The sequence below is a fragment of the Amycolatopsis dongchuanensis genome, from assembly GCF_039542405.1.
Taxonomy (GTDB): Bacteria; Actinomycetota; Actinomycetes; order Mycobacteriales; family Pseudonocardiaceae; genus Amycolatopsis_E; species Amycolatopsis_E sacchari.
Map to the genome: position 1 here is coordinate 431,837 of NZ_BAABIB010000075.1, position 21,911 is coordinate 453,747.

The following is a 21,911-nucleotide window of genomic DNA, read 5'->3' on the forward strand; positions in this document are numbered from 1 at the left end:
TTAGCATCCGCACATTAATTCACTTGCGTGCGTCCCGGACGGCATGTTCGGCCATCTCACCGTCAAGTCCACGAGACGAGTGAGGGCCGATTCCATGAGCACTGAGGGACTCTCCATCGGCATTGCGGTCGGTGGAGCCAAGACCGCCGAGCGGACCTCCGGCCGCCACGGCGCGCGCTGGGAAGTGCTGACGAGACGGGCGACCTGGGCGCCGCTCGCACTCGACGCCGCTGCCATCCTGCTGGCGGCGCTCGACGTGTGGCTCGTCATCCCCGAGAAGGCCGAGCCGTACTCCATCTACCTCTCGGCGTTCGCCTGCCTGGCGCTCGCCGCCCGGCGGTGGCTGCCGTTCGCCGTCGTCCTCGGCACCGTGCCCGGGTTCCTGACCGGCTGGTCCCAGCTCGCGGCGATGATCGCGCTGGGCATGCTCGCCACCCGCAGGCAGACGCACTGGCAGGTGTGGGTCGGGGCGGCACTGGTGTGGGCCTGCCGCTTCATCCAGTGGCCGCTGTCCGACTTCGCGCAGCTGAGCTGGCGCGAACACGTCCTCGACGCCATCTACGGCGTCCTCGTCGCCGGCATGCCGATCGCGATCGGGCTGCTCATCGGCGCGCGGGCCCAGCTCGCGCAGAAGCTCGTCGAGCTGGCCGCCAGCCGCGACCGCGAGCAGCAGCTGCGGGACGACGCGGTGCGGGCCGAGGAACGCGCCCGGCTCGCCCGGGAGATGCACGACGTCGTCTCCCACGACATCACGCTCATCGCGATGCAGGCCGGGGTGCTCGCCGCCGCGGGCGACCCGGCCAACGCCCAGCAGACCGCGCAGGTCATCCGGCAGCTGTCCACCCGCACCCTCGAAGAGCTGCGCTCACTGGTCGGGGTGCTGCGCTCCGGTGCCCCCGACGACGGCCCCCACCCCGGCATCGGCGAGCTCGACCAGCTCGTCCGCGGCTGCGAGGTGCCCGTCCAGCTCACCGTCGACAGCGTGCCGGACCAGCTGCCCGCGAAGGTGTCCGCCGCGGCCTACCGGACCGTGCAGGAGTGCCTGACGAACGTCCGCAAGCACGCGCCGGGTGCCCGGGCGAAGATCGTCATCCTCGGGGACGGCGACCGCCTGAACATCGAGGTGAGCAACGACGGCCCCAGCCGCCCGGCGACCCCGCTGCCCTCGGGCGGGCACGGGCTGACGGGCCTCGCCGAGCGGGCGCGGCTGCTCGGCGGCAGCTTCGAAACGGCCCCCACGTCGGACGGCGGGTTCCGGGTCCGGGCCACCTATCCCGTGAAGTCGTGAGAAGGCCGATGGGGCCGGTTCTCCAGGGGAGGACCGGCCCCATCGCAAGGGACCCTGCGGCAGCTCAGATCTGCCGGCGCTGCCGCAACCGCTCGAGCGCCTCGGCGAGGATGGCCTCGCCGTCGGCGTCACTGCGCCGCTCCTTCACGTACGCCAGGTGAGTCTTGTAGGGCTCGGTCCTGGGCGCGGCCGGCGGGTTCTCGGAGTCACGGCCGCCGGGCAGCCCGCACCGCGGGCAATCCCACTCCTCCGGGACCTCCGCGTCCATCGCGAACGACGGACGTGACTCGTGGCCGTTGGCACACCAGTAGGAGACCCGGCGCCGCGGCGCGGATTCGCCGCGCTCGGACTCGCCGGAAGGACCGGCACCGACCCTGGTGCCTCGAATCGCGTTACCGCCAACCATGAATCCTCACAGTTCATTCGGCGGCGCGCCCCCCATAGGCACGCCCGTGCACTCAGACCTTCAGCAACAGGCCGAGGCCCACGATGCTGATCAACCAGACGGCACCGAGCAGGAGGGTGATGCGGTCGAGGTTCTTCTCGGCCACGCTCGACCCCGCGAGACTGGACTGCATCCCACCGCCGAACAGCGAGGACAACCCGCCGCCGCGCCCGCGGTGCAGCAGTACCGCGATCACCAGCAGCACGCTGGACGCGATCAACAGGATTTGCAGGAACAGCTTCATCTCATCCTCTGTGGTCCTCGGGGTGCCGGACGACCCGGCGGGCGGGTGGCCCCGATCGTACGGCACCGCAAAGGGTGTTCCCTGATGGTGTGACGGTCTGAGGTTGCCAGACTACTCGCCGACCGCAAGGGTCACGGCAGCGGTCCCCCGGCGGCGAGCGCGCACAGCTTGGTGAACTCGTCGGCCTGCAGGCTCGCCCCGCCGACCAGCGCACCGTCGATGTTGTCGCACGCGACCAGCTCGGCGATGTTGCCCGACTTCACGGAGCCGCCGTAGAGGATGCGCACCTTGTCGGCGACCTCGGCGCCGTACTTCTCCGCGAGCGTGGCCCGCAGCGCCTTGCACACCTCCTCGGCGTCGGCCTGCGTCGCGACCCGCCCGGTGCCAATCGCCCAGATCGGCTCGTACGCGACGACCACGTGCTCGGCGACCTGCTCGGCCTTCAGGCCCTTCAGCCCGGCGAGCAGCTGCGCGCACCCGTGGTCGACGTGCTCGCCCGCTTCGCGCACGTTCAGCGGCTCCCCCACGCAGAGGATGGGGCTGATGCCGTGCTTGATCGCGGCCCGCACCTTCTTGTTGACCAGCTCGTCGTCCTCGTGGTGGTACTCGCGGCGCTCGGAGTGCCCCACGGTGACGTACTTGCAGCCCAGTTTCGCCAGCATCGGGCCCGAGACGTCACCGGTGTAGGCGCCCGAGTCGTGCGGGGACAGGTCCTGCGCCCCGTAGGTGAGCAGGAGCTTGTCCCCGTCGACGAGGGTCTGGATGCTGCGGATGTCCGTGAAGGGCGGCAGCACCGCCACGTCCACCTTGGCGTAGTACTTCTCCGGCAGCGAGAAGGCGATCTTCTGCACCAGCGCGATGGCCTCGAGGTGGTTGAGGTTCATCTTCCAGTTGCCGGCGACGAACGTCTTGCGCGCCATCAGCCTTCCTCTCCCAGCACCGCCACGCCCGGCAGCTCCTTGCCCTCCAGGTACTCCAGCGACGCACCGCCACCGGTGGAGATGTGCGAGAAGCCGTCCTCGGGCAGCCCGAGCTGGCGCACCGCGGCAGCCGAGTCGCCACCGCCGACGACGCTGAACGCCGCCGAGTCCGCGATCGCCTGCGCGACCCCGCGGGTACCGGCCGCGAACGGCGCCATCTCGAACACGCCTGCCGGGCCGTTCCAAAACACCGTCTTCGCCCCGGCGACCGCGGCCGCGAAGGACTCGACCGTGCGCGGGCCGATGTCCAGCCCCATCCAGCCCTCGGGGATCGCGTCGGCGGCGACCGTGTCGGTGGCGGCGTCGGCGGCGAAGCGGTCCGCCACGACGACGTCCACCGGAACGACGATCTTGTCGCCCTCGGTCTCCAGCAGCTTGCGCGCGGTCTCGACGAAGTCCTGCTCCAGCAGCGAGGAGCCCACGGAGTGGCCCTGCGCGGCGAGGAACGTGAACGCCATGCCGCCGCCGATGAGCAGCTTGTCCACCTTCGGCAGCAGCGCCTCGATCACCGCGAGCTTGTCGGAGACCTTCGAACCGCCGAGCACGACCACATACGGCCGCTCCGGGTTGCCGGTGAGCCTGCCGAGCACGTCCAGCTCCGCCAGCACGAGGCCGCCCGCGTAGGCGGGCAGCACGCGCGCCACGTCGTAGACCGACGCCTGCTTGCGGTGCACGACACCGAACCCGTCGGAGACGAACGCGCCGTCCTCACCGACGAGCGCGGCGAACGCGTGGGCCAGCTCGTCCCGCTCCCCTGCGTCCTTGCTGGTCTCGCGCGGGTCGAACCGCACGTTCTCCAGCAGCGCGACCTGGCCGTCGGCCAGCGAGGAGACGACGGCCTTCGCGCCTTCGCCCACCACGTCCGAGGCCAGCCGCACATCGGCGCCGAGCAGCTCACCGAGCCGCGCGGCGACCGGCCGCAGCGAGTACTTCTCCTCCGGCGCACCCTTGGGGCGGCCGAGGTGCGCGGCGACGACCACCTTCGCGCCGGCCTCGGCCAGGCGCCGGATGGTGGGCAGCGCCGCGCGCACGCGGCCGTCGTCGGTGATGCGGGCACCGTCGAGCGGCACGTTCAGGTCCGAGCGGACCAGGACGTGCCGCCCCGCGACGCCTTCGGCCAGCAGGTCTTCGAGCGTCTTGACGGCCATGGCCTCAGGACAGCTTCGAGCCGACGAGGTTCACCAGGTCCGCCAGGCGGTTGGAGTAACCCCACTCGTTGTCGTACCAGCCGAACACCTTGACCTGGTTGTCGATGACCTTGGTCAGCGGCGCGTCGAAGATGCACGAGGCCGGGTCGTTGACGATGTCCGAGGAGACGATCGGGTCCTCGCTGTAGCGCAGGATGCCCTTGAGCGGGCCCTCGGCGGCGGCCTTGTACGCGGCGTTGATCTCCTCGATCGTCGCCTTCTTCTGCAGGTCGACGGTCAGGTCGGTGATCGAGCCGGTGGGCACGGGCACGCGCAGCGAGTAGCCGTCCAGCTTGCCGTTGAGCTCCGGCAGCACCAGGCCGATGGCCTTCGCGGCACCGGTGGAGGTCGGCACCACGTTCAGCGCGGCGGCGCGGGCGCGGCGCGGGTCCTTGTGGGGGCCGTCCTGCAGGTTCTGGTCCTGCGTGTAGGCGTGGATCGTGGTCATCAGGCCCTTCTCGATGCCGAAGGCCTCGTGGAGGACCTTGGCGAGCGGGCCGAGGCAGTTCGTGGTGCAGGACGCGTTCGAGATGATCGTCTGCGAGCCGTCGTAGAGGTTGTCGTTGACACCCAGCACGACGGTCAGGTCCTCGCCCTTGGCGGGCGCGGAGATGATGACCTTCTTGGCGCCACCGGCGATGTGGGCCTTCGCCGCGTCGGCGTTGGTGAAGAAGCCGGTGGACTCGACGACGACGTCGACACCGAGGTCGCCCCACGGCAGGTTCGCCGGGTCGCGCTCGGCGAGCGCCTTGACGGTCTTGCCGCCGACGACGATGCCCTCGTCGCTGACGGAGATCTCCTCGGGGTAGCGGCCCAGCACGCTGTCGTACTTGAGCAGCTGCGCCATGGTCTTGACGTCACCGAGGTCGTTGAAGGCCACCACCTCGATGTCGTGGCCCGTGGCCTGCACCGCGCGGAAGAAGTTGCGGCCGATCCGGCCGAAGCCGTTCACACCTACGCGAACCGTCACTGCTCGTCTCTCCTCGGGTCCGTACCCGGCTTGCGAAAACCGGGCTACACGTCTTCGGGCTCGAGCCTCACCCTAGCGTGCTGGCCTGCACGGACTGACATGGACCGACGAGAGATCCGCCACCCAGGGGAATCGATCAAGAGACCAGCGTTTTCTCGAGCGGCGTGCGGAATTTCGGGGTCACCCTGACGTCGCCGAGCCACTCGCGCAACTGGTCCGCCTTCGCCTCGATCGCGGCCTCCGCGTCGGCGCCCACGTCCTCCAGCAGCCGCCAGGTGACCTCGCCATCCGCGCGCTGCGCCCAGCCGCCCACGACCCGGCCCTCCCACCACACCGTGGGGCCGACGTTGCCCGTGCGGTCGAACAGCTGGTCCCGGTGCTCGCCGAGGTACCAGTCACGCCGGACCCAGCCCATCGGCGTGGGGTCGAGCGCGGGCAGGAGCGCGGCGACCGGTTCCGGTGCCGGCACCGGTTCGAGGTCTTCGGCCAGCGCGATGCCGGGCTCGCCGTCGAGGTCGACCTCGGCGGGCGCCACCTGGGCGAGGGCCTTCTTCACCTGGCCCGCGGTCCAGCCCGTCCACCACTTCAGGTCCTCGGCCGTCGCCGGGCCGAACGCACGCAGCCACCGCCGCGCCAGCTCGGCCCTGGCCTCCTCCGGCGGCAGGACGGGAATCCCGTCCGGCAGCCAGGATTCGGCGGTCGCCCACGAGTACTGCGTGGACAGCCACGACCCGCGCGGCCGGCCGCGCACGATCCGGCCCTCGGCGGCGAGCAGGAACAACACGCGGTTCGTGATGTACCCGCGTGCTTCGTACGGTTTCCCTTGCGCCACCACGATTTCCGTGCGCAGCCGGGGTTCGGCGTCGGCGATCTGCTGGGCGTGGGCCGCGCCCAGTCCCCGCAGCGCGGCGTACGCGCCCTCCTCGACCTCTGCGAGCCACGCGTCGAGGTCGGTGCCCAGCTCCGCGGTCTCCAGGTGCTGCAGCAGCAGTTTCCGCTGTTTGCGCGCGATGTCGTCGGCGCACGCCGCCTGCACGACGGGTGCGAGCGCGGCCGGGACCACGAACATCGTGCGCCGCATGCCGAGCATGCGCAGCAGTGACCGCTCCTCGTACAGCGCGTGCTCCGCGGTGCCGGGCTCGCGGAGCCGCACGGCGGCCGACAGGTGGACCGTCGCGGGGTCGGTGGCGTGCAGCGCGACCAGGCTTTCGGCCACCTCGGTCACGTGGTCCGCGGGGGCGGCGAGGTGGTGCCGGGCCACGAGGCGTGCGCGGCGCTGGGCCGTTCCGATGCTGTGCACGTGCTCTTCGTACCAGCAGCCACCGACGGTTCCGGCGAAAAATCCCTCGGCGGGCCCCGGCGGCGTGGCTAGGGTCGGCGCATGGTGTCCCCTGGTTCCTTCGCGGCGTTCGCCGCGCTGGTGTTCCTGATGGTGGTCGTGCCGGGTCCGAGCGTGCTGTTCACCGTCAGCCGCGCGCTGACCGTGGGGCGGCGCGACGCGCTGCTCACGGTGGTGGGCAACGCCGTCGGCGTGTACGCGCAGGTGGTGGCGGTCGCGTTCGGGCTCGGGGTGCTCGTGCAGGCCTCGGCCACGGTGTTCACCGTGATCAAGCTGGCCGGCGCCGCGTACCTGGTCTACCTGGGTGTGCAGGCGTTCCGGCACCGGCGGCGGCTGAGCGACGCGCTGGCCGGGGCGGTGCGCACCACGCCGGGCCGGACGCTGCGCGTCCTGCGGGACGGGTTCGTGGTCGGCTTCGCCAACCCGAAGTCCATCGTGTTCCTGGCCGCGGTGCTGCCGCAGTTCGTCGTCACCGGGGCCGGGCACGTGCCGCTGCAGATGCTCGTGCTGGGCGTGTGCCTGCCGGTGATCGCGGTGCTGTCGGACAGCGCGTGGGCACTGGCCGCGGGCGCGGCGCGCACGTGGTTCGCGCGCTCGCCCCGGCGGCTCGAACTGATCGGCGGCACGGGCGGGCTCGTGATGATCGGCCTCGGCGTCGGCGTCGCGGTGACGGGCCGCAAGGACTGAGTTCGCGTTTCCTGAGCGGTGGAGCCACCGCGTTCACCAGACCAGGCTGCCGCCCGGAACGCGCCCGCTGAGGGTGGCGGCGGGCGAGGGGTGGGCCGCCAGCCCCACCGCGAGGCATCCGGCCGCAAGGACTAGAACCGGAACAGGCCCTTGGGGCTGCCGAGGCCGGTCGGCCCGTCCCAGCCCGGTGCGGCGCCGCACAGGCGGCCGTCGAACGTCGCGCCGCCGCCGCTGCCCGGGGCGAGGCAGCGGCCGTTGCTGATGCCGCCGTTCGTGCCCGAGATGATGTCGTTGAACGCCGGCGGCCCGGCCTGGTACAGCAGGTTCGGCCCGTCCACGGCGCCGAGGTTGCCGCTCGCCGCGTAAACGCCCGCGATGAACGGCGCCGACGCGCTCGTGCCGGCGACCACGGTCCAGCCGAGCGGGTGGTTGCTGGCCGGGCTGTACGTCGTGTAGATCGCGAGGTTGTCCGCCACCGCCGACACGTCCACTGCCGTCCGCGCGCCGTTGCACGAGGCGGTGACCTCCCCCGGCTGCCCCGGTGGCGGGGTGGCGCCGGGCACGCAGCTGGACCCGGCCCCGCTCCACGCGCCCTCGCTGTAGGTGGTGCCCTGCTTCACCAGCTCGGTCCCGCCGACGGCGGTCACCGTCGGCAGCGCCTGCGGCCACAGGAACCGGGTCGCCTGGAAACCGCTGTCCCCGCTGGACGCCACGATCGCGACGCCGCGGTGGGCGAACTGCTGGGCCACCGGCCCCCGGATCATGCCGTCGTTGCCCGGCAGCCCGTAGCTGATGCTGATCGCGGTGGCCCCGTTGGCGATCGAGGTCTGCACCGCCGTGCCGAACGCCGCCGCGTACCGGTCGTAGTTGACGTTGCCCGAGTCGTCCGTCGTCGGCACCTCCGACAGCGGGATCTGCACCTCCAGGATCTTGCAGTTCGGGCAGGCGGCCGAGGCCATGTCGACGTCGAGCGAGGTTTCGACGGCGATCTGCTCGTCGACGGTCGCCCCGTCGGCACCGGGGCTCGGCGGCAGCGGCGGGCCGCCGCGGAAGTCCATCTGCCGGAAGCAGCCGGTGGCGCTCGCACACGGCGGCAGGCCATACTGCTGCCGGTAGGTGGCCAGGTCGCTTTCCAGGTTCGGGTAGGCCCCGACGTCGATGATCGCGACCGTGCCCGAGCCCGGCGAGTTCGCCGGGATGCCGTGGGAGACCTGGAGATCGGTCGCGCCCCAGCCCATCGGCGCCTGGTACGAGCTGCCGACGAGCTTCTGGACCTGGCAGGCCAGTCGCGCGTATTTCCCCCCGCACACCGGTTCGAATCTCGAGGCGCGGGCCTCGTCCGCCGCCGAGGGCGCCACCGCGAGCGCCAGGGTGAGGACGATTCCGGTGAACACCGCGAGACCGGACCGGAACATCGTGCTCCTTCTCAGTTCGATTTCGGACGGGAAAAGAAGCCCGGTCGCAGGCCCGTGCCGGCACGGGCCTGCGACCGGGGTGGGGGCGGTCAGCCCAGCAGGCCGGCCAGCAGCGCGGACAGGCTCAGCAGCACCCGCTGCAGGAGCGCGTCGAGCAGCGTCGCCACGGACGGCACGTCCTGGCGGGCCGCCTGGTCCGCCGGCAGCTGCGCGATCTTGTTCGCGGCGTCGACCGCCTCGTCGTGCGCCGTCGCGGCGGTCTGCCGCGTGTCGGCCTGGATGGAGTAGCGGTCGCTGGTGGCCAGGTCCGACAGGAGCGGCTCGAGCTGGGTCAGCTCGGACCGCGCGGCCGGGGCGTTGCCCGCCTTCGCGTCCTGGACGAGGTTGTCGTGCGCGGTCTGGACCTGTGCCGCGGCGCTCTCGGTGCTCGACGTGCCGCTGCCGGCGGGGGCCGACGTCGACGCCACCGCCATGCCGGCGCCGGTCAGGCTCAGCACGGTGCCGGCGACGAGGACCGAGATGAGTCGCGCGAATCGGTTCTTCATTGTGGGCTCCTCGAAAGAGTGGGCTGTCTGCCTGCAACTCCTTACCCAATAGAGCAGAAATTCACGCAGCCTCCATCCGGTCGGGTTAACGCGAAATACCCGAGGCGCATTCACGAATCGCACACACCCCCTTTCCGGCTGAATCCCCTTCGAGTGGATCTCCTCCGGAGCCGGCGGCGGCCGTGACGCGGGGCTCCGGGTCGCGAACCCGTACGGGCGACGGCGGTAACCCACTTCAGTGGGTATAGCGGATGTCGTATCCGTTACGGGGGTAGTCACTCCATAGAGGTGACACCAGGTCGAGCCCACCGCGGCGCGCCTCCGCCCCCACGGCGCCCGCCGGTGCTATTCGGCCGCGCCCTCACGAGCCGCGGCGGCCTCCTGGAACTCCACGATCTCGCCACCGTGCTTCCGCGCCCAGTCGGTCAGGGCCTCGATGGGCTCGACCAGGGTCCGGCCGAGGTCGGTGAGGTCGTACTCGACCCGCCGCGACGTCTCGGCACGGCGGTCGACCAGCCCGTACTGCTGGAGCCGCCGCAGCGTCTGGGTGAGGACCTTGCGGGAGACGCCGCCGATGAGGTCGACGAGCTCGCCGTGGCGGCGGGGCCCGCGGCTGAGCCCGAAGAGCACGAGCACCGCCCACTTGTCCGAGATGATCTCGACCGTGAGCCGGGTCGGGCAGTCGGCGAGGAAGACCGGATCGGCCGCGTTCCGCATGAAAACCAAAGGTACCAGCAGGTAACCCATCGCCCCGTAACGTCCGGGATGAGGAACGAAACCACCGGATGCGGAGGAGTCACCATGTCGAGAGCCGTCGTGTTCGACGAGTTCGGCGGACCGGAAGTGCTGCACGTCGTCGAGGAACCCGTCGTCGAACCCGGGCCGGGCGAGGTGCGGGTCAGGATCGAGGCGTTCGCCGTCAACCCGCTCGACCTGATGATGCGCTCGGGCACGTCACCGGCGCCCGTCCCCCTGCCGCACGCGCGCCTTGGCATCGAGGGGACCGGGGTCGTCGAGGCGCTGGGCGAGGGGACCACCGGGCTGGAGACCGGGGATCCGGTCATCATCGCGGCCATCCCCGACGCGAACGCCAGGGGCAGCTACGCCGAGCACACGACGCTCCCCGCGAGCCAGCTCATCCCCCGGCCTGCCGGGCTCACGGTCCCGGAGGCCGCGGCCATCTGGGTCAGCTTCTCCACCGCCTACGGCGCGCTCGTCGAGAAGGCCGGGATGCGGCCCGGCGACCACGTCCTGATCACGGCCGCGTCCTCCGGCGTCGGCCGCGCGGCGATCCAGGTCGCGCGCCACCTCGGGGCCGTCCCGCTCACGGTGACGCGGACCAGCGCGCGGACGGACGAGCTGCTCGCCGCCGGCGCCGAAGCGGTCGTCGCCACCGACCGGGAGGACGTCGCCGAAGCCGTCCGCGCCCACACCGGCGGGACCGGTGCCGACCTCGTCCTCGACCTCGTGCGGGGCCCCGGCCAGCAGGACCTCCTGCGAGCGACGCGGCCCGGCGGGACGCTCCTCGCGGCGGGCTTCCTGGACCCCCGGCCCACGCCCTCGCCGGAAGGGACCGACGTCGCGGTCGTCGGCTACCGCGGCTTCGAGCACACGCTCGACCCCGTGGTGGTCGGGCGCATGGCGGCTTTCCTGGACGCCGGGGTGCGCCTCGGCACGCTGCGCCCGGCCCTGGACGAGGTGTTCTCGTTCGACCACGTCGCCGAGGCGCACCGCCGTGTCGAAAAGGGCCTCCACGGCGGCAAGAAGGTCGTGGTGACCGTCTAGCCCCCCGGCTCGTCGGCGGCCCGGCTGAACAGGCGGGTCGCCGACAGGTGGGAGGTGCCGTCCGGCTCCGGCAGGTCGTCCAGGTGGTTGCGGATGGTCGCGTCCACCGACAGGTACTTCCGCCCCGCCCGCAGGTCCGCGTCGTTGCGGAGCCGGATGATCAGCGGGAACTCCGACAGCGCACCGGCGTCGAACAGGCCCGTGGTGTAGATCAGCTGCACGCCCAGCGCCTCGGCGACGACCCGCTGCAGCTCCAGCAGGTACCCCGCCGACGCGCGGCCGATCGGGTTGTCCAGGAACAGCACGCCCGAATGCCGGTTCCGCAGCTTGCCGCGGTTGTTGGCCCGCAGCGCGGCGAGCGTGCAGTACAGGATGATCGCCGCGGTGAGCTGCTGGCCGCCGGAGAACACGTCCCGGATCTCCGACACCCGCTGCCGCTCGGTGCGCAGGACCGAGTCCGGTTTGAGCATGTCCACCCGGAACCCCTTGGGCACCGCCGCCCGGACGCCGCGCAGCACGAGCGTCATACCGTCCCGTTTGACGTCACGGCCGTCGCTCGTCTTGCCCGCCGCCGCTTCGTCGACGACCTGCCCGAGCGCCTCGACCAGTTCGGGCTCCTCGGGGTCGGCGAAGCGGATGCGCAGGAACTCCTGCCCCGACCAGTCGCCGAGGCCCTCCGGCAGCCGCGAAAGCCGTTGTGCGGAACGGAGCATCCGCAGCGCACCCTCGACCATGCCCTGCAGCCGCGCGACGATGCCCGAGCGGTGCCGGTCGATCTGCGCGAGGTCGTCGGTGAGCGTCCGCAGCCGCGGCCGCAGCGCCTTGGCCCACTCGGCCGCGCTCGCGGGCAGGCTGTCCCGCCGGACCGAGATGATCTGCTGCCGCACCGGGCTCGACAGGCTCTCGAACCGCTGGTCCGTGGCGTACTGGGCGAGCGCGTCGGCGGCGGCCCGCACCCGCTTCTCGGCCTGGTCCACCGCGGTTTCGGCGTCGGTGAGCGCGGCCGTCAGCTTGCGGTGGCGGGCCTGCGCCGCCTCGACGTCACCGTCGAACACGGACTCCGGCTCACCCTCGGGAGCCAGGTGCGCGAGGGACTCGGCGAGCAGCCGGAAGCCCGCGGCGGAGGCGTTCGCCGTTTCGGCGGCGTGCTCGGCCTCGGCACGCCGCGCCTGCGCCTCCTCCCACGCGCGGGCGGCGGCACTGGCCTCCTCGGCGGCCTCGTCGATCAGCTCACGGCCGTGCTCGACGTCGCGCGGCCGGGTCTCCAGCGTGACGTTCTGGCGGGGCAGCTGGTCCAGCTCGGCCTTGCACGTCGCGACCGCGCCGATCGCCTCGCTGTGCTCGGCCTCCAGCGCCGCCACCGCACGCCCGGCCCTGGCCAGCGCCGCCGCCCGCGTCGCGGCGTCGGCGCCGTCCGCGGTCTCCAGCAGGCGGGCCGCCTGCTCGCGCACCGCCGGGTCGAGCGCCTCCAGCGCCGCGCGGGCGGCGGATTCGGCCGACTCGGCCTGGTCCAGTTCCGCGCGCAGGTCGCTGCCCACCTCCACCTTGGCGTAGGCGTCGCTCGCGGCCGCGAACGCGCGCCGCAAGGCATCGACCGGTTCCTTCGGGGCAGGGTCCTCTTCGGACACCGAGCCGCCACCGGGCACCTCGGCGAGTTCGGCGCGCGCGCTGCTGACGGTCCGGCGGTGACCGTCGGCCGTGCGTTGTTCCTCGGCCGCTTCCTCGCGCGCACGGGTGGCCCGCGCGGTCGCCTGCTCCGCTTCGGCCTCGGCCCGCGTCACGATCTCGCGGGCACGCTCCACTTCGTCCGTCCACTGTGGAATCCGTGCGACGCGCTCGGCCAGTTCGCCGAGACGGCGGGCCCGCTCCTCGCCCGAGCGCGCTTCGGCGCGCAACGCCGGCACGGCTTCCCGCAGGCGGGCCCGGCGCGCGGCCAGCTCCGCCAGCTCGCGTTCGGCCACCGCCACGGTTTCCTGGCACCCGGCGAACTCGCTCGCCGCGGCCTCCGCCTCCTCGGCGAGGGTGGCCAGCGCGCCGGGCGGGTAGTCCTCACGCCACGTCGTGAGCTTCCATTCGAGCGCGGCGTCGTCGCCGATGGCGGTGGCCAGCGCCTCCAGCTGCTTCTGCCGCCGCGAATGCCGGGCGAGGATCGCCTGGCGCTCGGTGTCGGCGGCCTCCTCGTCGTACATCGCGGGGTTGGGCGGCACCAGGAACTCCACGCCGGGTGTGCCGCCTTCGCGGCGGACCGCCTCGGTCGTCCCGACCGGCAGCACCGCATTGGGCAGCAGCTTGGCCTCCGCCAGCGCCGTGCGGGCCCTCGGCAGCTGGGCGGCGTCGTTGACCAGGATGCCACCGACGAGGTGCGGCAGCTCCGCCAGCACCCGCTCGCGCTCCTTGGCGTCCATTGTGGACAGGTAACGCCAGCCCGACCGCGCGGGCACCCCGGCGGACTCCAGCACCTCCAGCGCCGCCTGCACCTCGGGCGGCTCGGGCAGGAGGCCGCCGTCGCCGAGCGCCGCCAGCGCCCGCTCGTCGACCGACTCCTCCATGCGCAACGCGGTCTGCTCGCGTTCCGCGCTCGCGCGGGCCTCCCGCAGGCGCTTGAGCAGCGCGGGCGTGTCGGTCTCCAGCTGGACGTTGTCGCCGCCGAGCAGCTCCAGCAGACGCGGGTGCGCGGCGAGGCTGTCGGTGCGGCGGTTGGCCTTCGCCAGCTCGGAGGCCGCCCGGTCGGCACGGGTCTGCGCCGCGGCGGCACGCTGCTGGGCGGCGTGCAGGGCCTGCTGCGCGTCCGCGTGTTCCTCGGCCACGCGCTCCAGCTCGGCTTCACGGGACGCCAGCTCGTTCGCCGCGTTCTCACCGCGGGCACGGGCTTCCTGCGCCGCGCTCGCGACCTGCGTGCCGTCGGTGAGCAGCCCGTCCCGCACGGCCTGCTGCACCTGGGCGCGGACCTCCTCGATCCGCGCGCTCAGCTGGGCTTCCTCGGCGCGGTGCTGGGCCGCCCGGCCGGTCGCCTCGTCCCGCTCCCGCTGCGCCGCGGCGGCGGCGTCCCGGGCAGCGGCGGCGCGTTCCTCGGCCGCCTGCGCCTGCTCCCCCGCCTCGCGAGCGAGCGCGAGCAGGCCGCGGGCGAGCGCGTTCGCGGCGGCGTTTTTGGCTTCCAGCGCGGGTTTCGCGGTCTGCTCGCGCTCCCCCACCAGCTGCCGGATGCCGTCGGCCTTGCGCACGGCGTTCACGTGGGCGAGCACGGTTCCCGTCTCTCGCCAGGCTTCGGCCGCGCGGCGCGCCTCGGCCAGTTCGCTGTCGAGGCGCTGCTTGTCCTCGGTGGCGCGGGCGAGCCGCAACTCGGCGACGACGCGGCGCAGTTCCGTTACGACGGCCGACAACCGGCGGTGGTCACCTTCGGCGAGCTTCTCCGCGTCCCGCGTTTCGTCCACGTACGCGGCCAGCCCGGCGAGGCGGTCCGACTCCAGCTTGTGCCGCGCCAGCACCGATCCGGCGAACGCCTGGGCGTCGGAACGGGCGGCCACGGCGAGCTTGCGGGACGCGGCCGCGAGCGACTCCTCGTCGACCAGCGGCGTGAGCAGGTCGAGCGCACCGGCGACGAAGTCCCGTTCCGCGATGAGCTCGCCGCGCTGCCCCAGGTTGTGCGCGTAGGTCTGGACCACGTCGGCGAGGTCGCGCGGGTCGTCCTCGGGGATCACGGCCTTGAGCAGGAACTCGACGAACGCCTCGTCGGAGGTGAAGGCGAACGCGTCGGCCGCCTCGCCCTCCCCCGCGTTCATCGCCCGCTGGTAGCGGAACAGCTCGGTGTCCAGGCCCAGCGCGTCGAGGCGCTCGGTCCACTCGTGGTGGCGGCGGGTCCACGACAGCTCCAGCTCGGGTTCGGCGCGGTGCGCCTCGTCGAGCCGCTCCTGGAAGGCCGACATCGTCAACAGGCGCCCGTCGGCGGTGAACGGCAGCGTGTCCAGGCCCGTGGTCGCGCTGGGCCGGAAGCAGAACCAGGCGTCGACGAGGTTCGCCGGGTCGTTGGACACGACGTGCCCGCGCCACTCCGACACCTTCCCGGTGATGACGCGCTGCCCGGTCTCGGTGTGCTGCCACTCCAGCACGACGTGCGAAACGTCCTTGGCGGAGACGAACTTCTCCAGCACGCGGGTGTTCGTGGTGCCGACGACCTGGCGGCGGCCGGGCAGCATGACGGAGAAGATCAGCTTGATCAGCACCGACTTGCCGCCGCCGTTCTCCAGGAACAGCACGCTCGCCGGGGAGGGGCGCCGGGGCAGTCCCTGCTCGGCGGAGTGGATCCCCGCGGTGAACAACGCGTCCTGCGCCGGCGCCTTGACCAGCGGCCCGACGCCGCTGAAGTCGAGCAGCACGTCCTGGTACCGCGCGCCCGCCGGACCCACCGAGTGCAGCCGCACCCGCGAAAGCTCGTACATGCTCCCCCTACAGAGTGTCCGAAATGGACGGACGGAGGGTGCCTGCGGAATCCCCCACCGCGACGACACCCAGTTCCAGCAACTCCTCGAAAGCGCTGTCCGCCGCGAGTTCCCTGACCTGCACCTGGTAACGCGGCGTCGTGCGGTAGGTGCCGCCCTGCTCGCCGCTCACCTGCACCAGGAACCCTTGGTCGGCGAGGAACCGCAGCGCCCGCGACACCATGCCGCGCGTCGTGTCCGACGCCAGGCGCCCGTCCTTCGTCGCCGCGGCCGCGGGGCGGCGGGCGTACGCGCGCCACGCCTGCTCCAGCTCCGGCGCGTCCGACAGCGGGTCGTTGTTGCGTTCCGCCTTCGCCGCGCGCTCGTCGAGGATCCGGCACGCCTCGCGGACCACGCTGTCCACCTGCTCGACGCTCACCCGGCCGATGTAGGTGTCGTTGGCCAGGTCGTCCGGCCGCGGGTAGCCCAGCGCGGCGGTCGCCAGGTGCACCAGCCCGTGCAGCACCTTCTCGGTGTCCCGGCGCTCGCGGATCTTGCTCTGCCGCGCGTAGGAGTCCATCTTGATCTCGAACACCGACTCGTCGGTGGCCGCGAGCACCGCACCGGCCTGCGTGCTGACGTCCAGCACCAGCAGCCCGAGCCCCGCCGCGACCGAGTTCGCCAGCTGCTTGAAAGCGCTGTCCTCCCGGTACCGGCGGACGAGGTCGGCGTACACCACGTCGCGGCCGGGCAGCTGCTTCGGCCGCATGCCGTACGACACCAGCCGCGCCGCGGCCTCCACGTCAGCCGTGTTCACGTTCTTCGTCCCCTCGCTCGATGCGCGCCGTCGCGAGCAGCAGGTCCGCGCCCCCGAACTCCTCGTCGTCGAGCGGCGTGCCGTCGTCGACCGCCAGCAGCGCGCGGTCGTCCCCCTGCCGGATCGCCGCGCCGACCTCCGGACTGTACGAGTGCAGCGCCCGCAGCGCGACCAGACGGGCCAGCCGCGGATCGAGCTCACGGGCCTCCGCCAGCAGCCCGGACAACCGCCGGGGCACCTCCGGCAGGTCGAGCAGCTCGTCGGCGCGCCGCCACTGCTCGTCACTGTAGTAGTCGGCCGCCTCGGCGGGGACCAGCTCCGGTTCCGGCACCTCGCCCACCAGCTCTTCGCGTTCGGGTGCGGGCCGCAGCAGCAGCGACACCAGCGACGGGAGCGACGGCACGGTCGGCACGTCGAACCCGGCCGCGGCGGAGAAGAACCGCTCGACCGGGGCCACGGCGTCCGCGATCGGCAGCTCCAGCGTCGGCACCAGCAGCTGCCCGAACAGGTCGATCGTCGCGCGCTGCGGCGGCCCGGAGAACTGCTGGCGGTCCTGCTCGGCGCGGAAGATCGCGCCCGCGGCCTGCAGCCGCGCCTGGAGCTGGGTGTGCCTGCTGATGCAGTCGCTGACGATGTCGACCAGCTCGGCGGCCCGGCGCTTGTGGTCGGGATCCTCCGCCTCGTCACGCGCACGGGTGATGTTGCGGAGGATGGCGTTCTCGGCGCGGAAGCGGGCCTCGATGTGGGACAGCGCGGAGTCCAGCAGCTCCGGCATCTCCTCCGCCCAGTCGACCGCCCGCACGTCACGCCGGGTCGCGTCGAGCTTCGCGCGCAGCGTCTCGCCGTACTGGACCGTGCGGTAGCGGGCCTGCTCGGCGGCCAGCTTCGCGTCCGCCAGGCGGCCGCGGCTGATCAGGTTCTCCAGCTTCACCTCGGCCGCGATCTGGGCGGACTCGACGTCGGTGTCCAGCGCCCCGACGAGCACGTTGATCGCCTCGTCGCTGGCGCGCAGGTACACCTCGCCGTCGGGCGCGGCCAGCTCGACCAGCAGCTTGAAGTCGAACGCCCGGCGCCGGTACACGCCGTGCTCGTCGACGCTGCCGTACACCCGGCGGAACCCGCGGTCGGCGGTGCCGACGTTGATCAGGTTGTCCAGCACCCAGCGCGCCACCCGCAGGTGCTCCTCGGCGCCGCGGCCGGGCGCCTGCGCGGCGATGAACGGCTGCAGGCGGCGCACGATGTCCTCGTGGTCGGCGCCGGTGTCGAAGTCCATCGCGATCGTGACCTGGTCGATCGTGTGCAGCGCGATCTCGGCCATCTGGTAGACCGTCGCGTCGGCCCAGTCCAGCTTCGCCTTGCGCGCGTCCAGGTCGTGCAGGGGCGCGGTGCACGCGAGCGCCTTGAGCCGGCGGGCCAGGCCCTCGTCCACCAGCCCACCGCTGATCAGCTCGCCTTGTTGCACGAGGAGTCAGTGTAGGTTCGGTAGCCATGTACGAGATGAGCAGGGACCAGTGGTGGAAGTTCGCGAGCGAGGGCACGCGCACGGGCAAGGCGGCGGTCGTCCGCGCCGACGGCTCCCCGCACGTCACGCCCATCTGGTTCGTCCTCAACGAGACCGGGGACGGCGACGAGCTGATCTTCAACACCGGCGCCGAGTCCGTGAAGGGCCGCGCACTGCGCCGGGAACCGCGCCTGTCGGTGACGGTGGACGACCAGGAGCCGCCCTACTCGTACGTGCAGTTCACGGCGGTCGCGACGCTGAGCGAGGACCTCGACGAGATGCTGCCGTGGTCGATCGCGATCGGCGCCCGCTACATGGGCCAGGACCGCGGGGAGGAGTTCGGCAGGCGCAACGCCGTGCCGGGGGAGCTGCTCGTGCGCGCGAAGATCACCAAGGTCATCGCGCACGCCGATCTGGCCGGCTGATTTCCGCCAGCGCACCCCGCCCCGGGGTGCGCACACTGGCGGTCGTGAAGCCCGACGAACTGGACTGGGCCGCGCTCGCGGCCGAACTCGACGAATACGGGTGCGCGCTGACGCCGCGCCTGCTCACCCCTGACCAATGCCGCGAGCTGGCCGCGCTGTACGACGAACCGCGGCACTTCCGCGCCACGATCGACATGGCGCGGTACCGGTTCGGGGCGGGGCAGTACCGGTACTTCCGCTACCCCCTGCCGGAACCGGTCGCCGCGCTGCGGGCGGCGTTCTACCCGCACCTGCTGCCGATCGCCCGCGACTGGGCGGCCCGGCTGGGTCACCCGGCGCCCTGGCCGGACGACCTGGAGGAGTGGCTCGCCCGCTGCCACGACGCCGGGCAGACCCGGCCCACGCCGATCCTGCTCCGCTACGGCCCCGGCGACTGGAACGCGTTGCACCGGGACCTCTACGGGGACTTGGTGTTCCCGTTGCAGGTCGTGTTCGGGTTGGACACCGACTACACCGGCGGCGAGTTCCTGCTCGTCGAGCAGCGGCCACGCGCGCAGTCCCGCGGCACGGTGACGGCGCTGAAGCAGGGGCACGCGCTGATCTTCACGACGCGGGACCGGCCGGTGCGTTCAAGCCGCGGATGGTCGGCGGCCCCGGTCCGGCACGGCGTGAGCACCGTCCGGACCGGCCGTCGCCACACCCTCGGCCTCGTCTTCCACGACGCGGCTTAGGCGATCTCGCGCACCTCGGCGAGCAGCTCGGCCAGCGGCGGGCGCTGCCGGCACGACACGTCCGTGAGCACCATTTCGCGCTCCACGCCGTGCCCCGACTCGCCCCGGCGGAACTGCGCGAGCAGCGTCGCCGGGGGCTGGGCCGACACCAGGCGGCCGTAGCGTGCCAGCCGGTCGAACATCGTCTGCATGATCTGCCCCGACATCCGGCCCAGCGCCTGCGTGGACTGGTGGCGGTGGGTGCGCTTGCCGAGGTCCACCTGGGCCAGCGCGTCCAGCCCGTGCGTCTCCAGGATGTCGATCAGGTGCCCGACCTCGACGCCGTAGTTCACGACGAACGGGATGCGCTCCAGCACCTCGCGGCGCCCGGCGTACTCCCCCGCCAGCGGCTGCACGAACCCCGCCAGCTCCGGCCAGTACATGTTCAGCAGCGGCCGCGCCACCAGCTCCGTCACCCGGCCGCCGCCGTCAGCGTCCGTGCCGCCCGCGCCGACGAGCGGCCGGTGGTAGAAGCCCTTGACGTAGGCCACCGACTCGTCGGTCAGCAGCGGGCCGAGGAGCCCCGTCACGTAGTCACTGGTGAAGTCGTACAGGTCGCCGTCCACGAAGACGACCAGGTCGCCCTTCGTCGCGGCCAGACCCTTCCACAGCGCCTCGCCCTTGCCGGCCATGCCGGGCAGCATCGGCAGCACCGAGTCCTGCGCCACGACCGTCGCGCCGGCCTCCGCCGCGACCCTGGCGGTGTCGTCCTGCGAGCGCGAGTCGACCACCAGCACCTCGTCCACCAGCGGGATCGCCTCGACCAGGTCCCGGCGGATGGTGCGCACGATGTCCCCGACGGTCTCCTCCTCGTCCCGCGCGGGGATGACGACGCTCACCGTCGTCGCCCCCTTGGCGGCCAGGAGGTCCTCGCGCCGCCAGTCGGCGGCGTGGCTGCTGCGCCGGGGGAGCCAGCTGCCCACGTCGGCGGAGACCTTCAGCTCCGCCTTCTCGTTCGCCCTCTCGGAACGCACGACCATCCCCTTCCCCGAACCGGACATAGCAAGATCCGCGAGTTCAGAGTCCGTGCCGCGGGTTTCGCCCATCATGCACTGGCGCTACCGGCACGTTACGGCTCCCCGGCGCGGCCGTGCCGCCGGTAACACCAGGGGTACAAACGCCGGTCAGGCCTGTTCCTCCAGCATCTCGGCGGTCACGGCGGACTCGGTGTCGGGGATGTCCAGCTCCTTCGCCCGCTTGTCCGCCATCGCGAGCAGCCTGCGGATGCGGCCGGCCACGGCGTCCTTCGTCATCGGCGGGTCCGACAGCTGGCCCAGCTCCTCCAGCGACGCCTGCCGGTTGGACAGCCGGAGCCTGCCCGCGGCGAGCAGGTGGTCCGGCGCCGTGTCACCGAGGATCTCCAGCGCGCGCTCGACCCGCGCGGCCGCCGCCACCGCCGCCCGGGCGGAGCGGCGCAGGTTCGCGTCGTCGAAGTTGGCCAGCCGGTTCGCCGTCGCACGCACCTCGCGGCGCATGCGCCGCTCCTCCCACTGCAGCACGCTCGCGTGCGCGCCCAGCCGGGTCAGCAGCGCGCCGATCGCGTCACCGTCCCGCACGACCACGCGGTCCGCGCCGCGGACCTCCCGCGACTTGGCCTGGATGCCCAGCCGCCGGGCGGCGCCCACGAGCGCGAGCGCGGCCTCCGGGCCGGGGCACGTGACCTCCAGCGAGGACGACCGGCCGGGCTCGGTGAGCGAACCGTGCGCCAGGAACGCGCCCCGCCACGCGGCTTCGGCGTCGGCGATGCCGCCCGAGACGACGGCGGCGGGCAGCCCGCGCACCGGGCGCCCCCGGTTGTCGATCAGCCCCGTCTGGCGCGCCAGCCCCTCGCCGTCCTTGACGACGCGCACCAGGTACCGCGTGGTCTTGCGCAGCCCGCCCGCGGACAGCACGTGCACGTCCGAGTGGTGCCCGTACAGCTCGTGGATCTCGCGGCGCAGCCGCCGCGCCACCGAGCCGGTGTCCAGCTCGGCCTCCACCACGACCTTGCCCCCCACGATGTGCAGCCCGCCCGCGAACCGCAGCATCGACGCGACCTCCGCGCGGCGCGGCCCGATCTTCGTGATCTGCAGCCGGCTCAGCTCGTCCTTCACCGCGGCGGTCATCGCCATGGCCCCTCCCTGCTTTCTCTGCCGTCCCGGTCCTCCGCGCCCGCGTGGCGACCGAGAGCTTCCCGCACGCACGCCGCCAGCGCATCCGGATCGTGCAAACCCTGCTCGTTCGGGTCAGCCACGTCCGCGAGCAGCGCCCGCGCCCCCAGCTGTCCCGCCGCGTCCCGCAGCCGGGCCGGTGCCGGCACCGAGCCGCGGTCGGCGATCACCACGTCCACCCTCAGTTCGGGCGCGTGCTGGAAGAGTACGTGCAGGTGCCGTTCCGGCGAGAAGCCCGCCGTCTCCCCCGGCTGCGGGATCAGGTTGAGGATCACCACCTTCCGGGCCCGCGTGCGCAGCAGCGCGTCGTGCAGCCCGGGCACCAGCAGGTGCGGCAGCACGCTGGTGAACCACGACCCCGGCCCCAGGAACACCGCGTCCGCGCCCAGCACGGCGTCCACGGCCTCCGGGCACGCGGCGGGCTCACCCCCCGGCCGCCCCAGCGTCCGCAGTTCGATCCGGCGCACCTGACCGGGGGTGCTGGCGACGGCGACCTGTCCCCTGATCGTGGTGGGCTCGTCGTCGTTGCTCAGCCCCGTCACCTCGGCCTCGATGTCGAGCGGCTCGCACGACATGGGCAGCACCCGCCCGGACACGCCCAGCAGCCGCCGCGCCTCGTCCAGCGCCGCGACGGGATCGCCCAGCACCTCGAACAACCCCGCCAGCACGAGGTTGCCCACCGCGTGCCCGGTCAGCGCGCCGTTGCCGCCGAAGCGGTGCTGGAACACCTCCGCCCACAGGCTTTCGCCGTGCTCGGCGTCCGCGAGCGTCGCGAGCGCCTGGCGCAGATCTCCCGGCGGCAGCAGGCCGAGCTCACGGCGCAGGCGGCCGGACGAGCCGCCGTCGTCGGCGACGGTGACGACGGCGGTGACGTCCGTGGTGACGCGCCGCAGCGCGGTCAGCGTCGCCTGCAGCCCGTGGCCGCCCCCCAGTGCAACCGCTTTCAGG

General features: G+C 72.7%; 20 protein-coding genes. 5 read left to right on the plus strand and 15 right to left on the minus strand.

The features are described 5' to 3' along the window. The first annotated feature begins 94 nt into the window (after nucleotides 1-94). Nucleotides 95-1,288 carry a sensor histidine kinase gene (locus ABFX51_RS19615; RefSeq protein WP_091507498.1) on the plus strand — a complete coding sequence of 398 codons (1,194 nt, stop codon included), beginning with the start codon at nucleotides 95-97 and terminating at the stop codon, nucleotides 1,286-1,288. A 64-nt stretch (nucleotides 1,289-1,352) separates the two neighbouring features. On the opposite strand, the gene ABFX51_RS19620 is transcribed toward ABFX51_RS19615, so the two are convergent. The 6 genes from ABFX51_RS19620 to ABFX51_RS19645 form a co-directional block, all read right to left on the minus strand. After that, complete coding sequence (locus ABFX51_RS19620; RefSeq protein WP_091507501.1) at nucleotides 1,353-1,694, minus strand: RNA polymerase-binding protein RbpA; 342 nt, start codon at nucleotides 1,692-1,694, stop codon at nucleotides 1,353-1,355. A gap of 52 nt (nucleotides 1,695-1,746) precedes the next feature. Further along, complete coding sequence (gene secG, locus ABFX51_RS19625) at nucleotides 1,747-1,977, minus strand: preprotein translocase subunit SecG (protein ID WP_091507503.1); 231 nt, start codon at nucleotides 1,975-1,977, stop codon at nucleotides 1,747-1,749. Nucleotides 1,978-2,108: 131 nt separating this feature from the next. Continuing rightward, nucleotides 2,109-2,897, minus strand: coding sequence for a triose-phosphate isomerase (tpiA, locus tag ABFX51_RS19630; protein ID WP_091507505.1), 789 nt, complete (start codon nucleotides 2,895-2,897; stop codon nucleotides 2,109-2,111). Next, complete coding sequence (locus ABFX51_RS19635; RefSeq protein WP_091507508.1) at nucleotides 2,897-4,105, minus strand: phosphoglycerate kinase; 1,209 nt, start codon at nucleotides 4,103-4,105, stop codon at nucleotides 2,897-2,899. Before ABFX51_RS19635 ends, tpiA begins: the two co-directional genes overlap by 1 nt. Nucleotides 4,106-4,109: 4 nt before the next feature. Then, nucleotides 4,110-5,114 (minus strand): type I glyceraldehyde-3-phosphate dehydrogenase, encoded by a 1,005-nt coding sequence (gap, locus tag ABFX51_RS19640; protein WP_091507511.1) that lies wholly within the window; start codon nucleotides 5,112-5,114, stop codon nucleotides 4,110-4,112. A 136-nt stretch (nucleotides 5,115-5,250) separates the two neighbouring features. Next, nucleotides 5,251-6,414, minus strand: a complete 1,164-nt coding sequence (locus ABFX51_RS19645; protein WP_346054480.1) for a winged helix DNA-binding domain-containing protein — start codon at nucleotides 6,412-6,414, stop codon at nucleotides 5,251-5,253. Nucleotides 6,415-6,495: 81 nt separating this feature from the next. Here ABFX51_RS19645 and ABFX51_RS19650 point away from each other — a divergent pair, with 81 nt between their 5' ends. Next, entirely contained in the window at nucleotides 6,496-7,140 is a 645-nt protein-coding gene (locus tag ABFX51_RS19650) for a LysE family translocator (RefSeq protein WP_091507517.1), read from the plus strand. Between the two features lie 131 nt (nucleotides 7,141-7,271). On the opposite strand, the gene ABFX51_RS19655 is transcribed toward ABFX51_RS19650, so the two are convergent. From ABFX51_RS19655 to ABFX51_RS19665, 3 genes are all read right to left on the minus strand, one after another. Continuing rightward, nucleotides 7,272-8,555 carry a S8 family serine peptidase gene (locus ABFX51_RS19655; RefSeq protein ID WP_346054481.1) on the minus strand — a complete coding sequence of 428 codons (1,284 nt, stop codon included), beginning with the start codon at nucleotides 8,553-8,555 and terminating at the stop codon, nucleotides 7,272-7,274. Between the two features lie 89 nt (nucleotides 8,556-8,644). Next, on the minus strand, nucleotides 8,645-9,100 hold the full coding sequence (locus ABFX51_RS19660; protein ID WP_091507521.1) for a hypothetical protein: 456 nt from the start codon (nucleotides 9,098-9,100) through the stop codon (nucleotides 8,645-8,647). A 345-nt stretch (nucleotides 9,101-9,445) separates the two neighbouring features. Continuing rightward, nucleotides 9,446-9,817, minus strand: coding sequence for a winged helix-turn-helix transcriptional regulator (locus ABFX51_RS19665; RefSeq protein WP_346054482.1), 372 nt, complete (start codon nucleotides 9,815-9,817; stop codon nucleotides 9,446-9,448). Nucleotides 9,818-9,901: 84 nt separating this feature from the next. On the opposite strand from ABFX51_RS19665, the gene ABFX51_RS19670 reads away from it, so the two are divergent. After that, nucleotides 9,902-10,885 (plus strand): zinc-dependent alcohol dehydrogenase family protein, encoded by a 984-nt coding sequence (locus ABFX51_RS19670; protein WP_346054483.1) that lies wholly within the window; start codon nucleotides 9,902-9,904, stop codon nucleotides 10,883-10,885. Here the strand turns inward: ABFX51_RS19670 and ABFX51_RS19675 are convergent. Genes ABFX51_RS19675 through ABFX51_RS19685 form a run of 3 tightly spaced genes read right to left on the minus strand, consistent with a single transcriptional unit; the run spans nucleotide 10,882 to nucleotide 17,579 of the window. After that, entirely contained in the window at nucleotides 10,882-15,321 is a 4,440-nt protein-coding gene (locus ABFX51_RS19675; protein WP_346054484.1) for a hypothetical protein, read from the minus strand. The two genes, ABFX51_RS19670 and ABFX51_RS19675, sit on opposite strands and share 4 nt — an antisense overlap. Nucleotides 15,322-15,328: 7 nt before the next feature. After that, complete coding sequence (locus tag ABFX51_RS19680) at nucleotides 15,329-16,069, minus strand: hypothetical protein (protein ID WP_091507808.1); 741 nt, start codon at nucleotides 16,067-16,069, stop codon at nucleotides 15,329-15,331. Nucleotides 16,070-16,103: 34 nt separating this feature from the next. Further along, entirely contained in the window at nucleotides 16,104-17,579 is a 1,476-nt protein-coding gene (locus ABFX51_RS19685; protein ID WP_091507530.1) for a hypothetical protein, read from the minus strand. A 26-nt stretch (nucleotides 17,580-17,605) separates the two neighbouring features. On the opposite strand from ABFX51_RS19685, the gene ABFX51_RS19690 reads away from it, so the two are divergent. Continuing rightward, a complete protein-coding gene (locus ABFX51_RS19690; protein ID WP_091507533.1) occupies nucleotides 17,606-18,043 on the plus strand; it encodes a PPOX class F420-dependent oxidoreductase in 438 nt (145 codons plus the stop codon). Nucleotides 18,044-18,087: 44 nt separating this feature from the next. Further along, complete coding sequence (locus ABFX51_RS19695; protein WP_346054486.1) at nucleotides 18,088-18,774, plus strand: 2OG-Fe(II) oxygenase; 687 nt, start codon at nucleotides 18,088-18,090, stop codon at nucleotides 18,772-18,774. On the opposite strand, the gene ABFX51_RS19700 is transcribed toward ABFX51_RS19695, so the two are convergent. From ABFX51_RS19700 to ABFX51_RS19710, 3 genes are all read right to left on the minus strand, one after another. Then, complete coding sequence (locus ABFX51_RS19700) at nucleotides 18,771-19,793, minus strand: glucosyl-3-phosphoglycerate synthase (RefSeq protein ID WP_428832485.1); 1,023 nt, start codon at nucleotides 19,791-19,793, stop codon at nucleotides 18,771-18,773. The genes ABFX51_RS19695 and ABFX51_RS19700 overlap by 4 nt on opposite strands. A gap of 144 nt (nucleotides 19,794-19,937) precedes the next feature. Continuing rightward, complete coding sequence (gene whiA / locus ABFX51_RS19705; RefSeq protein ID WP_091507537.1) at nucleotides 19,938-20,924, minus strand: DNA-binding protein WhiA; 987 nt, start codon at nucleotides 20,922-20,924, stop codon at nucleotides 19,938-19,940. Continuing rightward, entirely contained in the window at nucleotides 20,915-21,910 is a 996-nt protein-coding gene (locus tag ABFX51_RS19710) for a gluconeogenesis factor YvcK family protein (RefSeq protein WP_346054551.1), read from the minus strand. Before ABFX51_RS19710 ends, whiA begins: the two co-directional genes overlap by 10 nt. Nucleotide 21,911 lies beyond the last annotated feature (1 nt).

What these genes read in the sequence shown, in the direction of transcription:
- ABFX51_RS19670 (WP_346054483.1), top strand. Translation starts at nt 9,902, where the DNA reads ATGTCGAGAGCCGTCGTGTTCGACGAGTTCGGCGGACCGGAAGTGCTG.
- ABFX51_RS19655 (WP_346054481.1), bottom strand. Translation starts at nt 8,555, where the DNA reads ATGTTCCGGTCCGGTCTCGCGGTGTTCACCGGAATCGTCCTCACCCTG.
- ABFX51_RS19615 (WP_091507498.1), top strand. Translation starts at nt 95, where the DNA reads ATGAGCACTGAGGGACTCTCCATCGGCATTGCGGTCGGTGGAGCCAAG.
- ABFX51_RS19650 (WP_091507517.1), top strand. Translation starts at nt 6,496, where the DNA reads ATGGTGTCCCCTGGTTCCTTCGCGGCGTTCGCCGCGCTGGTGTTCCTG.
- ABFX51_RS19665 (WP_346054482.1), bottom strand. Translation starts at nt 9,817, where the DNA reads ATGCGGAACGCGGCCGATCCGGTCTTCCTCGCCGACTGCCCGACCCGG.
- ABFX51_RS19680 (WP_091507808.1), bottom strand. Translation starts at nt 16,069, where the DNA reads ATGCGGCCGAAGCAGCTGCCCGGCCGCGACGTGGTGTACGCCGACCTC.
- ABFX51_RS19700 (WP_428832485.1), bottom strand. Translation starts at nt 19,793, where the DNA reads ATGGTCGTGCGTTCCGAGAGGGCGAACGAGAAGGCGGAGCTGAAGGTC.
- ABFX51_RS19690 (WP_091507533.1), top strand. Translation starts at nt 17,606, where the DNA reads ATGTACGAGATGAGCAGGGACCAGTGGTGGAAGTTCGCGAGCGAGGGC.
- ABFX51_RS19620 (WP_091507501.1), bottom strand. Translation starts at nt 1,694, where the DNA reads ATGGTTGGCGGTAACGCGATTCGAGGCACCAGGGTCGGTGCCGGTCCT.
- secG (WP_091507503.1), bottom strand. Translation starts at nt 1,977, where the DNA reads ATGAAGCTGTTCCTGCAAATCCTGTTGATCGCGTCCAGCGTGCTGCTG.
- tpiA (WP_091507505.1), bottom strand. Translation starts at nt 2,897, where the DNA reads ATGGCGCGCAAGACGTTCGTCGCCGGCAACTGGAAGATGAACCTCAAC.
- ABFX51_RS19675 (WP_346054484.1), bottom strand. Translation starts at nt 15,321, where the DNA reads ATGTACGAGCTTTCGCGGGTGCGGCTGCACTCGGTGGGTCCGGCGGGC.
- ABFX51_RS19660 (WP_091507521.1), bottom strand. Translation starts at nt 9,100, where the DNA reads ATGAAGAACCGATTCGCGCGACTCATCTCGGTCCTCGTCGCCGGCACC.
- whiA (WP_091507537.1), bottom strand. Translation starts at nt 20,924, where the DNA reads ATGGCGATGACCGCCGCGGTGAAGGACGAGCTGAGCCGGCTGCAGATC.
- ABFX51_RS19635 (WP_091507508.1), bottom strand. Translation starts at nt 4,105, where the DNA reads ATGGCCGTCAAGACGCTCGAAGACCTGCTGGCCGAAGGCGTCGCGGGG.